Raw genomic sequence first — 12274 nt, forward strand, 5'->3', positions numbered from 1 at the left:
CACCCCGACGCACAAGCCCCGCCCGTTGATCGACCTGGCCATCAGTATCCTGATCCCTTCGTTCATCCTGATGAAACTGAGCGGCGAACACCGCCTGGGGGCCGATGGCGCGCTGTTGCTCGCCCTGGCATTCCCGCTGGGCTGGGGGGCGTTCGAGCTGATCAAGTACCGCAAATTCAACTTCATCGCCCTGCTCGGTCTGATCAGCGTAGCGCTGACCGGCGGCATCGGCCTGCTGCATCTGGATACCCAGTGGCTGGCCGTGAAGGAGGCTGCCATTCCGGGCCTGATCGGCATCGCCGTGCTGGTTTCCACGCGCACGCGCTACCCGCTGATTCGCACCCTGCTGTTCAACAAGACGGTGCTCAACGTCGACAAGATCCACGAGCGCCTGGAGCAGGGCGGCCACGTCGAACACTTCGAGACCCGTCTGCTGCGCGCCACCTACTGGCTCAGCGGCACCTTCTTCTTTTCCTCGTTCATGAACTACGTGCTGGCCAAGTGGATCGTCACCAGCCCCGCCGGCACCGAGGCCTTCAATGACGAACTGGGGCGCATGACACTGCTCAGCTACCCGATGATCGCCATTCCCTCGATGATCATGCTGATGGCCATCTTCTACTACCTGTGGAAAACCATTCATGGCCTGACCGGGCTGAGCCTGGAAGAGATCATGGCCAACACCGGCCAGGAGTCGTAAGCCCGGGAGCAGGCTGGCCCCTGCGCCGGCCTTGCTGAGCATGCTCGGTCTCTCCGCCTACCCGGCCCTGTTCCTCTCCGCTCTCGGTGCGGCGACGCTGTTGCCGCTTCAGTCCGAGGCGGTTCTGGTCGCCCTGCTGCTGGCGGGCGAACATCCTGCCTGGGCCCTGCTGCTGGTGGCGACGCTGGGCAACGTGCTGGGCTCATGGATCAACTGGCTGCTGGGGCGCTCCATCGAGCACTATCGGCACCGGCGCTGGTTCCCGGTCAGCCCGGCCCGCCTGCAGCAGGCTCAGGCCTGGTACGCGCGCTATGGGCGCTGGTCGCTGCTGCTGAGCTGGATGCCGGTGATCGGCGACCCGCTGACCCTGGTCGCAGGCGTGATGCGTGAACGCCTGTGGACCTTCCTGATCATCGTCACGCTGGCCAAGGCAGGCCGCTACATGGTGCTGGCGGCGCTCACCCTGGCCTGGCCATGAGCGCTGCCACAGCGGCCGCGCGCTCTGCCCGCTTGCCAGTTGAGTGCACAGGGCCGCTCGCCGATACTGCGCAGCGCGCCATGCCGTCACGGCCCGACCGTTACGGCAGCCATACGGCCCCTGGGTCGACCAACAGCAGCCTCGAACGAGGCATGCGGCCCTCATCCGAGGCCTAGCGAACGAGGAATACCGGTGTCCGTCGTAGAAGCCAAACCCAAGCTGAAACGCAGCGATCTGATCTGGACCCTGATCGGACTCTGCGCCGTGGTGTTGTCTGGTGTCCTACTCTACCGCGAACTGCGCACCATTTCCCTGGACGAGATCAAGGGCAGCCTCGAAGCGATTTCCCACCTGAACTGGGCGCTGGCCGCCGTGGCCACCCTGGGCGCCTACTGGGCGCTGGCCTGGTATGACCGCATCGCCGTCGCGCACCTGGGCAAGCAGATTCCCTGGCGCTTCATCACCCTGTGCTCCTTCACCACCTATGCGCTGGCCCACAACATCGGCGCCTCGGTGTTCTCCGGCGCGGTGGTGCGTTATCGCGCCTACAGCAGCAAGGGCCTGACACCCCAGGAAATCGGCGTGCTCATCGTCTTCTGCTCCTTCACCTTCGTGCTGGGCACACTGCTCGCCAGTGGCTGCGTGCTGATCGCACAACCCGAACTCATTCACCGCGTCGCCAGGATCACGCCACTGGTGTCGGTGATCATCGGCAGCCTGCTGCTGGGCGTGGTCGGTCTCTACGTGCTCGGCTCCTGGCGCCAGTTCAAGCCCTGGACGCTGGGCAAGGTGCATGTCGAATATCCGCGTCTGCGCATCGTCAGCCGCCAGTTGCTGGCCGGCCCGCTGGAGCTGCTCTGCGCCGCGGCGATCATCTACTTCGCCCTGCCGGCGGACAACCACCCGGGCTATCTGGTGGTGCTCGGCGTGTTCCTCGCCTCGTTCTCCCTGGCCCTGCTGTCCCATGCCCCCGGCGGGCTCGGCGTACTGGAAGTGACCTTCCTCGCCGCACTACCGGAGATCCCTGCAGCCGACGTGCTGGCCGCGCTGATCGTGTTCCGCGTCTTCTACCTGCTGCTGCCGTTCGCCCTGTCGCTGCTGGTGGTGCTGGGCTTCGAATGGACGCAGTGGCAGGAGCGGCGCAAGGCGAGCTGATCGCCGACTCGCCGCATCGGCGAGGCTGACATAGAATACGCGGCCGTTTTTCAGGCCCGCCGTCGCGGCGGCTGCCTTCCGGGTCGTCGCGATGCGGCGTCATACCTCTTCCCGGTCACTTTCAGGCTCTGCGTTCCATGTCCTTCTCTACCCCCGCCCGCGCCTGCGGCATCGACTTCGGTACCTCCAACTCCACCGTCGGCTGGCTGCGTCCCGGCCAGGACAGCCTGCTGGCCCTGGAAGACGGCAAGATCACCCTGCCCTCGGTCATCTTCTTCAACACCGAAGAACGCCGCCCGGTCTATGGCCGCCTGGCCCTGCACGAATACCTCGAAGGCTATGAAGGCCGCCTGATGCGCTCGCTGAAGAGCCTGCTGGGCTCCAAGCTGCTGAAAAGCGAAACCACCGTGCTGGGCAGCGCCCTGCCGTTCAAGGACCTGCTCGGTTTCTTCATCGGCGAACTGAAGGCACGCGCCGAAGCCCAGGCCGAGCGCCCCTTCGAGGAGGTGGTACTGGGTCGCCCGGTGTTCTTCGTCGACGACGACCCGGCCGCCGATCAGGAGGCGCAGAACACCCTGGTGGCCGTGGCGCACAAGCTCGGTTTCAAGGAAGTGTCGTTCCAGTACGAACCCATCGCTGCGGCATTCGACTACGAGTCGAGCCTGGCGCGTGAGGAGCTGGTGCTGATCGTCGACATCGGCGGTGGTACCTCCGACTTTTCCCTGGTCCGTCTGGCACCGGAGCGCCATCAGCTGGCCGAGCGTCAGGCCGACATCCTCGCCACCGGCGGCGTGCACATCGGCGGTACCGACTTCGACAAGCAACTGTCGCTGGCTGGGGTGATGCCGCTGTTCGGCTACGGCAGCCGGATGAAGAGCGATGCCTTCATGCCGACCAGCTATCACCTCAACCTGGCCACCTGGCACACCATCAACGCCCTGTACGCGCAGAAGACCCAGCTAGCGCTGCAGAACATGCGCTACGACATCGTCGACGCCACCGGCATCGATCGCCTGTTCGGCCTGATCGAGCAGCGCGCCGGACACTGGCTGGCGATGCAGGTGGAAGAGAGCAAGATCGCCCTCAGCGAAGAGGACTCGCGCCCCATCGACCTGTCGCGCGTCGAGCCGGGCCTGGTCGCCGAGCTGACCCGTGCGCTGTTCGAAAGCGCCATCGAGCCGCTGCTCGAACGCATCCGCGCCAGCCTCACGCAGTTGCTGGCCGATGCCGGCGTCAGCGCCGACCAGGTCGACACGCTGTTCTTCACCGGCGGCTCCAGCGGCGTGCCGGCCCTGCGCCAGAGCGTGGCGGCGATGCTGCCCAACGCACGCAGCGTGGAGGGCAACACCTTCGGCAGCATCGGCAGCGGCCTGGCCATCGAGGCCAAGAAGCGCTACGGCTAGGCCGACCGCCCTCTTCGGCCACGCCTCGCGGAACAGGCTCTGGGTTATGCTTGCCGCCCAATCGAACGACCAAGGAAGCACCTGATGAAAGCCCAGCTGGAAGAACTGATCGGCAAGATAAGCTCCGGCTGCCTGGCCGAGGACGAGATCGTCCGCATCGCCGACGAGGCCACGCAGGCCTATGCCGACCCGGCCGCCTTTCTCGCGGCCAACCCGGACATCAACTACGACGACGAATTTCCCATCCCGCTGGGCGAGTGGGTAGTGGTCGGCAGCCTGCCGGACACCGTGCTGTTCCAGGCTGACAGCTACGAAGAGCTGTTCCAGCGCATCACCGAGTCGTTCGGCCCGCAGGTGCAGTTCGTGCTCAAGGCCAAGCAACTGGCCAAGACCGAGCCGCTCAAGGCGCTCAACCGCATCCAGGTGCAGCTCTCCGCCCTGTCGCCGGAAACCGGTGGCTACGTGCTGGTGGATTTCAGCGAACCGCTGGATGACGAGCTGCAGGCCGTGCTGGTGTACGCCAACGACCTGCCCAGGGTGATGGCGCTGGCCGTGGAGGCAGGCATCTACGCCGCCCCTGCCCTGCAAGCCCTGCAGGCCGCACAGCAGCAGGAATGAACGGCGCACCGCTGCCCGCACTGACGCCCGAACTGCTGGTCAGCGACCTGCCGGGCAGTCTGGCGTTCTACCTGCAGACGCTGGGTTTCCGCCTGCTCTTCGAACGCCCTGAGGCCGGCTTCGCCGCCATCGCCCTGGGCGAGGCGGCGCTGATGCTGGAGCAGATCGCCCCGGATGCGCCGCAGGACGATCCGTGGACGGTAGGGCCACTCGACCGCCCACTGGGGCGCGGCATCAACTTGCAGATCAGCGTCAGCGACCTGCAACCGCTGCAGCAGAGGCTGCTGGAACACGGCATCCCCCTGCGCCTGCCCGCAGAAACCCTGAGCTACCGCGTCGACGATCATCGGCTCAGCGTACGCCAGCTGATGATTCAGGATCCGGACGGCTACCTGCTGCGATTCAGCCAGGTGCTCGGCACCTCCCCGCTCTAGCGCACACAGGCGCGGCGCACTCAGCCCTTGGCGCCGGGCGCGTCCTGCGCGCCGAGCTTGCTTTCCAGCAGCTGGTTGAAGGCCTCGACGGTCAACGGCGGGTAGTAGAAATAACCCTGGACCTCGTCGATGCCCTCGGCCTCCACCAGGGTCAGCTGCGCGGCAGTCTCGACCCCTTCGGCCGTGGTCTGCAGCGACAGCGCGCGGCACAGCCCGGCGATGGACGAGAGCAGCGCGCGCCCGCGTGGCGACTGTTCGAGGTCCGAGATGAAACTGCGGTCGATCTTGACCCGGTCCAGCGGCAGGTCCTTGAGGTAGCCGAGGGATGAATAGCCGGTGCCGAAGTCATCGAGCGCGATGCGGAAGCCCGCGTCACGCAACGCCTGCAGGCGCGCCCTGGCGAAGTCGGCATCCGCCAGCAGTATGGACTCGGTGACCTCCAGCTCCAGCGCAGCGGGCGAGGCGCCACTGCGCTGCATGCTCTCGCAGAGTACCGGCAGCAGCGCCTCGTCATGCAACTGCCGCGCGGACAGGTTGATCGCCAGCGTCAGCGGCCAGCCGCGCGCGTGCCAGTCATCGAGCAGCGTCGCCGCCTCGCGCACCAGCCAGTGGCCGATCGGGACGATCAGCCCCAGTTCCTCGGCGATGGGAATGAACACATCCGGCGGCACCCGGCCAAAGGCGGCGGTGTCCCAGCGCAGCAGCGCCTCGGCGCCCACGATCTGCCGGCCGTCCATGCCGATCTTCGGCTGCAGGGCCAGGCTCAGCTCATGCTGCTCCAGGGCACTGCGCAGCAGGTTGGCGAGCTTGACGCGGTGCAGCAGCTGTTCGCTGAGTTCCGGCCGGTACAGGGCGTACTGATTGCGCCCTTCACGCTTGGCCACGTACATCGCGGCATCGGCGTGACGCAACAGCTCGCCCGCCTCGTTGCCATGCTCGGGAGCCAGGGCGATGCCGATGCTGGGCGTGGCCGTGAGCACGTGGCCGGCCAGCTCCACCGGTTCGTTGAGTGCCTTGATCAGCTTGTCGGCGACCAGCACCACCTCGTCGTGGCAATGCAATTCCAGCAGCACGACGAATTCGTCGCCGCCCCAGCGCGCCACCAGATCGCGCTGGCGCAGGGAACGCACCAGGCGCGTGGCGACCTGCTGCAGCAGCGCATCGCCGACGTCGTGGCCGAAGGCATCGTTGACCTGCTTGAAGTCGTCCAGGTCGACGAACAGCAGCGCCAGGCAGCGATCGTCATGCTGATGTTGCAAGGCGCGCTGCAGGCGCTCCTGGAACTGCAGACGATTGGGCAGCTGGGTCAGCACGTCGAGACGCGCCAGATGACGCAGATGATCGGCCGCCCGCCGCCGCTCGCTGATATCGCGCAGCGACAGCACCAGATGCCGCGCCTGGCGGTCACGGGCGCGCACCAGGGTGCTGCTCAGCTCGACCGGAATGCGCTGGCCATCGCGCCGCTGGCAGATCAGCTCGCCCTGCCAGTGATCGGTGGCGAACAGGTGATCCCAGGGACACTGCTCATCGGCATCGAGCAACAGGCGCTCCAGCTCGAGATCAGGCAGCTCGCCGGCGCCGATGCCGACCAGTTCGAGAAAGGCCGCATTGGCCTGCAGCGCATGCCTGTCACTGGCCAGCACCACGTTGGCATCACGGTTGTTGGCGAAGGCGGCGGCCAGCAGGCGCAGATGCTCCTCGGCCTCATGCTGGCGACTGATGTCCTTGCAGGTGCCGGTGATGCGCCGTGCCAGGCCATCCGCGTCGCGCTCCACGGCGCGGCCCTGGGTGCGAAACCACAGCCAGCCCTGCTCGGGCTCGCGACGCATGCGAAATTCCAGATCGTAATACTCGCAGCGCCCGCAGCGGTGCTCCTCCCAGGCCTGCAGCGCGTTGCCCCGGTCATCCGGGTGCAGGCGGGCGATCCAGTCCGACCAGAGCAGCGCCTCCTCGAGCGCCACGCCCGGCTCGCTGGAGAAGTGGTGCAGGCGCATCAGGTCGTCCTCGGCAAGCCACTCCCAGATCAGCTCGCCGCTGCCCCAGAGCGCCAGCTGCAGCCGGCGCTGGTTCTCCGACGCGGCCAGCGCCTGCTGCAGGTCGACAGTGGTCTGGTACAGCTCCCGCGATTTATCGGTCAGCAGCCGCTCGGCCGTCTTGCGCGCTTGCCGTTCACGGTCCAGACGGCGCTGCCACAGTGCGTCGCTCAAGGTCGGGAAATCTCGAAGCGGGTGATGCTGAGCCCCTCGCGCGTCGGCAGGTCGACGCGCTGAACGCCATTGCGCTCGCCATAGTGCTCGATGCAGCCACGGATGAGGCCCTCGGCCAGATCGGCCAGGCCGCGGCTGGAGCGGTACTCCAGCACCAGGCAGGCCGGGGTGTGGGTCAGCGTTTCGAAAACCGGCAGCTGGGCCTGGGGATAGAGCTTGTGCACCTCGCGATGGACGTGCCCGTCAACCTGGCTGAGCAGGTCGAAACTGTCGCGGCAGTGCTCGAACATCTCGGGATACAGCTCGACGAAACGCCGGAACAGGTACTCGCCATAGTCCTGCAGCAGCGCCGGCACGCTGTTGCCGGTCAGCCTGGAGAGCGTCGCCAGCAGCGCCTGCATCTCTGCATAGGGGTAGTAGCCCACCGCGGTATAGGCGCCATCGTTGGCGAGCGTCGTCTGCGTCAGCATCTGGTCGGCCAGCTCGGGCGAGAAGCGCTGCTCGACCATCTCCAGAAACTCGGTGAAAACCATGCCCAGCATCATCCATCCCCACTGACGTCCATCACCACTAGAGGGTATAGATGACTGCGGCGGATGCAGCCAGCCGAGCGCCTGGCGACGCTGGCCGGCGGGCTCGGCTGCTTTGCCTAGAAGCCCACCAGCAGCATCCACAGCGGCAGGGACAGCGCCGCCAGCAAGGTGGACAGGGAAATCGCCGCGCTGACGCTGCGACTGTCCTGCGCCGTGCGGGCGAAGGCCATCACGTTGACGCCACTGGGGCATGCCGCGAGCAAGACCAGCACGCTGCGCGCCGTGTCGTTCAGGCCGGACAACTGCCCGCTGAACCACCACACCAGTGCGGGAAACAGCAGCAGCTTGACCAGCGCCACGCCCCAGGCCTCGGCGGTCGGGCGCAGGCGATAGCGCGACAGGCTGGCACCGAGCACGATCAGCGCGCAGGGCAAGGCAGCCTGGCCCAGCCAGGTGACCGCCCGCCACAGGCTGTCCGGCACGCTCAGGCCGGACAGGTTGAGCAAGGCGCCCAGGGCCAGGCCGATGATCATCGGGTTGGCCAGGTTCTTCAGCAGCGCCCGGGCGTCGACCCGCTCATGGCTGCCGAAGGCCGCGTAGAAACTCTGCAGGGAAAACAGCGTGAGGCTGTGGAAGACCAGGATGGCGAAGACGTAGAGCAGGCCATCGTTGCCCATCAGGCTGGCGATCAGCGGGATCCCCACCAGCACGTTGTTGGAGAACGCGGCGACCAGCCCCAGCGGCGTTGCCGTGCCCCGGCGCCAGTGCGCCAGCAGATTGACCAGGAAGAACACCAGCAACACCGGCACGTAGTAGGCCAGCAGCAGTACCGGCGACAGGCCCTGCGCCAGCGGGGCCTTGGCGATGCCGGCGAACAGCAGGGTGGGCATGAACAGCTTGAAAGTGATGTTGGCCAGGCCGGCCGCCGACTCGGCGGTGAGCCACTGGCGCCAGCCCAGCAGGTAGCCGAGAACGATCAGAGCGAAGATCGGCAGAATGGCCTGTGCCGCGAGCATGCTGGAGCTGCCTCCGGAAACGACTGGAGAGGACGGATCGAGCACGACCCGCGAGGGCCGCCAAGCATACGCCTGCGCGACGACCAGCGCGATGCCCTGCGAAACCTGCGCAGCGTCTCCGCGGCGACGCCCGAAAGCACCGAGATAGAGCCCCGCAACCAAGTATTGAAGGTATCGATGATCACTATCAGGCCAGTCAAGTTCTTATCCGCGCCCTGGTCTCCGAGAATTGACCCCGAAGCCACTTATTACTCCCTGCGGAGACATCGACATGAAAACCCAACTGACCCTCGCCGCCCTGGCCCTGAGCCTGATGACCACCAGCGTCTTTGCCGCTTCCAGCAGCGCGCCCTTCCCGCTGGTGGGTGAAGCCAAGGAAAGCCAGGTGCAGCAGCAACCCATCGAGCCCCTGGCCGAGAATGGCGCCGAGCGCACCCCGGGCATGCAACGCCTGCAACTGGCCGAAGACGGCGCCGACCGTACCCCCGGCGCCCAGCGCTTTCAGCTGGTGGAAGGCGGCTATGATCGCACCCCGGGTGGCCAACGCGTCCAGCTGGCCGAAGGCGGCTCCGATCGCCTGATCGAGCAGCGCGGGCACACCGCCTGAGTGCTCTGGCAACACCCCCAAGCCCGGCGCACGCCGGGCTTTTTTACGCCTGCGGATCGCTCATGGCGGCAGGTGGCAGGCGGTAGATCCAGATGCGTCGCAATACCGTGGCGAACTGCGCCCACAGGCTGCCGCAGTTGTAGTGCTGGCCGTAGCGCACACAGATCAGCCGCACCTCACGGGCTAGCTCGGCGTAGCGCCGCGCCGGCAGGTCCGGAAACAGATGGTGCTCGATCTGATGACTCAGATTGCCGGTGAGGATGTGCAGCAACGGCCCGCCGGAGAGATTGCTCGAGCCACGCAGCTGGCGCAGGTACCAGTGCCCGCGCGTCTCCCCTTCGAGCACCTCGGGCGGGAAGACCGCCGCCTGCTCGGTGAAGTGGCCGCAGAAGATCACCAGGAAGGTCCACAGGTTGCGCAGCAGGTTGGCCAGCAGGTTTCCCGTCAGCACGGCCAGGGCATTGGCACCGAGCAGCAGCGCCAGCAGCGGGAACAGCAGGTAGTCCTTGCCCCATTGCCGCATCAGCTTGGTGCCGAACTGACGCGCCAGTGGGCGCACCTCCTGCACACTGATACGCCCCTTGAGCAGCTTGTCCAGGCGCAGGTGCTGAATCGCCACCGCGTACTGGAAGAGCAACGCCTGGAGGGTCACCCACAGCGGCTGCCAGCGGTAGAAGGGTTTCCAGCGCTGCTCGGGAAACAGGCGCACCACGCCGTAACCGACGTCATCGTCCATGCCCAGCACGTTGGTATAGGTGTGATGCACATGGTTGTGGGTGTGCCGCCAGAAGTCGGCCGGGCCGACGATATCCCACTCGTAGTGACGGCCGGCGAATTCCGGATCGTTCATCCAGTCGTACTGGCCGTGCATCACGTTATGGCCCAGCTCCATGTTCTCGAGGATCTTGCCCAAGCCCAGCAGCAGGGTGCCGAGCAGCCAGGTCGGCGGGAACCAGCCGAGCATCAGCAGCGCGCGACCGCTCCAGCAGCACAGGCGCACGACGCTGCGCACCCGGCGGATGTAGCGGGCGTCGGCTTCGCCCAGGTCGGCCAGGGTTCGCCGGCGCAGGCTGTCCAGCTCCTGGCCGAATGCCTTGAGTTCGGCGAGGCTCAGCTCGCGGTCCTGACGCACGCTCACAGATCGATCTCCACGTCTCCATGCGGGGCGCTGACACACAGACGAATGGGTTGATTGGGTTCGGCGAACAGTTCGCCCGTGCGCAGGTCGCGCACCGTGCCGGCCAGCAGCTGGCAGGTACAACGGGTGCAGATGCCCTGGCGGCAACCATGCTGCGGGCGCAGGCCCGCCGCCTCGGCCTGCTCCAGCAGGCTCCGCGCGGTAAGGCCCTGTGCCTGCACGGCGCTGCGGGCGAAGGTCAGCCACACCTGACGAGCCTCCCCCGGAGCCTGAACCGCCAGCGGACTGAAGCTTTCCGCCTGCACGCTCGCGCCTCGCCCCGCCTCGCGCCACCAGCCACAGGCCTGCTCCACGAACCCACGCGGGCCGCAGACCAGCAGGTGCTCGCCCGGCAGCGCGGCCAGCCGTTCGGCGGCAAGCCGACCACCGGCCTCGGCACTGCAGGCCCAGTACACCCGGAAATTGCCATGCCGTTCGGCCAGTGCCTGCAGCTCACCGGCAAAGGCCTGCTGCCCCGGATGACGCACCTGGTGCCACAGCGTCAGCGGCGCCTTGAAACCACGGGCAAGGGCATCGCGCAGCAAACCCAGCAACGGCGTGATACCGCTGCCAGCGGCCAGCAGCAGTACGCCTCCCGGCTCGCCCGGCCAGACGAAATCGCCACCGGCCTGGCCCAGTTCGATCACCTCGCCGACCGCCAGGTGATCGAGCACGCGGTTGGACAGACGCCCGCCCGGCTGACGCTTGATCGCCAGCTCGACCTGCCCGTCGGACGACACCGAGGTCAGGCTGTAGCTGCGCCCGTGGCGCACGCCATCCTGCTCCAGATACAGCTGGACATGCTGACCCGCGCGCCAGCCACGTGCGTTGCCGTTGCAACGCAGGCGCAGCGCCAGCATGTCGTCTGCCACCCAGCGGCGCGCCTCGACCCGGGCGAAAACACGGTTGAGGCGCAGCACCGGGTGCAGCAGGCGCAGGCCCAGATCGACATCCGCCTCGCGCAGCCAGCCGGACGCACAGAGCCGGCGCAGCGGCTGCAGGCAACGCGCAGCACGCCGGCTCGCGGAGAGGGAAAGCAAAGCCATCGAAGACAATCCGGTGAACACTTGTTCACAAGGCTGACAGATGACCCGCAATTCAGTCAACACCTGTTCACTGAATGATGCCCCAGCATGGTTCGACGCTGGCGCCGCGCATTTGCTAGAGTGCGCCATCGTTCAACGAACCGACCCGCATGACGCCACGCGCCGAACAGAAGCAGCAGACCCGCCAATCCCTGATGGCCGCCGCACTGACCCTGATGGAGAGCGGGCGTGGCTTCGGCAGCCTGAGCCTGAGGGAAGTCACGCGCGTCGCCGGCATCGTGCCCACCGGCTTCTATCGCCACTTCGCCGACATGGACGAACTGGGCCTGGCGCTGGTGGCGGAAGTCGGGGAAACCTTCCGCGCGGCGATTCGCCAGGTGCGTCGGCATGAGTTCGAGATGCGCGGCATGATCGACGCCTCGGTGCGCATCTTCCTCGCCGAAGTGGCCGCCAACCATGGCCAGTTCCTCTTCCTCGCCCGCGAGCAGTACGGTGGCTCGCAGCCGGTACGCCAGGCGATCAGCGCCCTGCGCGAGCGCATCACCAACGACCTGGCGGCCGACCTCAAGCTGATGAATCGCATGCCGCATCTCGACGATGCCGCACTCGACGTGGTCTCCGACCTGGTGGTCAAGACGGTGTTCGCCACCCTGCCCGAACTGATCGACCCGCCCGCCGAAACCCTGCCGGCGCACCTCAGCGCCGAGGCCAAGATCATTCAGCAGCTGCGCTTCATCATGGTCGGCGGCAAGCACTGGCAGGGCCTGGGCAAGCCCAGCGCATGACGCGCACCAATCAGGTGCGCCAACCAGCAAAACGCACCAAATAGTTCCTGACCATACGGACAAGTTATCCACAGGCCGCAGCAATGCGCCGTCCTGCGGCACTCTGCGGCCTTGG

Annotated in this window: 13 protein-coding genes; 8 read left to right on the forward strand and 5 right to left on the reverse strand. The window is 66.7% G+C overall.

Features of this window, described 5'->3' with window-relative positions; all coding sequences use genetic code 11:
• The 6 genes from EPK82_RS05675 to EPK82_RS05700 form a co-directional block, all read left to right on the forward strand.
• On the forward strand, positions 1 to 700 hold a 700-nt coding region (locus EPK82_RS05675; protein WP_134676001.1), incomplete at its 5' end, for a VC0807 family protein.
• Positions 701 to 740: 40 nt separating this feature from the next.
• On the forward strand, positions 741 to 1178 hold the full coding sequence (locus tag EPK82_RS05680; protein ID WP_037052499.1) for a YqaA family protein: 438 nt from the start codon (positions 741 to 743) through the stop codon (positions 1176 to 1178).
• Positions 1179 to 1370: 192 nt separating this feature from the next.
• Entirely contained in the window at positions 1371 to 2333 is a 963-nt protein-coding gene (locus EPK82_RS05685; RefSeq protein WP_134676002.1) for a lysylphosphatidylglycerol synthase transmembrane domain-containing protein, read from the forward strand.
• 137 nt (positions 2334 to 2470) lie between these two features.
• Positions 2471 to 3736 carry an Hsp70 family protein gene (locus tag EPK82_RS05690; RefSeq protein WP_037052496.1) on the forward strand — a complete coding sequence of 422 codons (1266 nt, stop codon included), beginning with the start codon at positions 2471 to 2473 and terminating at the stop codon, positions 3734 to 3736.
• Between the two features lie 84 nt (positions 3737 to 3820).
• Positions 3821 to 4354 (forward strand): hypothetical protein, encoded by a 534-nt coding sequence (locus tag EPK82_RS05695; RefSeq protein ID WP_134676003.1) that lies wholly within the window; start codon positions 3821 to 3823, stop codon positions 4352 to 4354.
• A complete protein-coding gene (locus EPK82_RS05700; RefSeq protein ID WP_134676004.1) occupies positions 4351 to 4788 on the forward strand; it encodes a bleomycin resistance protein in 438 nt (145 codons plus the stop codon). Before EPK82_RS05695 ends, EPK82_RS05700 begins: the two co-directional genes overlap by 4 nt.
• A gap of 20 nt (positions 4789 to 4808) precedes the next feature.
• Here the strand turns inward: EPK82_RS05700 and EPK82_RS05705 are convergent, their stop codons facing one another.
• From EPK82_RS05705 to EPK82_RS05715, 3 genes are all read right to left on the reverse strand, one after another.
• A complete protein-coding gene (locus EPK82_RS05705; protein ID WP_134676005.1) occupies positions 4809 to 6995 on the reverse strand; it encodes a putative bifunctional diguanylate cyclase/phosphodiesterase in 2187 nt (728 codons plus the stop codon).
• A complete protein-coding gene (locus tag EPK82_RS05710; RefSeq protein ID WP_134676006.1) occupies positions 6992 to 7537 on the reverse strand; it encodes a heme NO-binding domain-containing protein in 546 nt (181 codons plus the stop codon). The genes EPK82_RS05705 and EPK82_RS05710 overlap by 4 nt, the downstream gene beginning before the upstream one ends.
• A gap of 107 nt (positions 7538 to 7644) precedes the next feature.
• Positions 7645 to 8544, reverse strand: coding sequence for an AEC family transporter (locus EPK82_RS05715; RefSeq protein ID WP_037052488.1), 900 nt, complete (start codon positions 8542 to 8544; stop codon positions 7645 to 7647).
• 271 nt (positions 8545 to 8815) lie between these two features.
• On the opposite strand from EPK82_RS05715, the gene EPK82_RS05720 reads away from it, so the two are divergent.
• Entirely contained in the window at positions 8816 to 9151 is a 336-nt protein-coding gene (locus EPK82_RS05720; RefSeq protein WP_134676007.1) for a hypothetical protein, read from the forward strand.
• A gap of 43 nt (positions 9152 to 9194) precedes the next feature.
• On the opposite strand, the gene EPK82_RS05725 is transcribed toward EPK82_RS05720, so the two are convergent.
• Positions 9195 to 10328 (reverse strand): fatty acid desaturase family protein, encoded by a 1134-nt coding sequence (locus EPK82_RS05725; protein ID WP_208651092.1) that lies wholly within the window; start codon positions 10326 to 10328, stop codon positions 9195 to 9197.
• Positions 10286 to 11374 (reverse strand): ferredoxin reductase, encoded by a 1089-nt coding sequence (locus EPK82_RS05730; RefSeq protein ID WP_134676009.1) that lies wholly within the window; start codon positions 11372 to 11374, stop codon positions 10286 to 10288. The genes EPK82_RS05725 and EPK82_RS05730 overlap by 43 nt, the downstream gene beginning before the upstream one ends.
• 149 nt (positions 11375 to 11523) lie before the next feature.
• Between EPK82_RS05730 and EPK82_RS05735 the strand changes: the two genes are divergently transcribed.
• Positions 11524 to 12159 (forward strand): TetR family transcriptional regulator, encoded by a 636-nt coding sequence (locus EPK82_RS05735; RefSeq protein ID WP_037052479.1) that lies wholly within the window; start codon positions 11524 to 11526, stop codon positions 12157 to 12159.
• Positions 12160 to 12274: the final 115 nt, after the last annotated feature.

Origin of the sequence: Ectopseudomonas khazarica (assembly GCF_004521985.1) — a bacterium.
Taxonomy (GTDB): domain Bacteria; phylum Pseudomonadota; class Gammaproteobacteria; order Pseudomonadales; family Pseudomonadaceae; genus Aquipseudomonas; species Aquipseudomonas khazarica.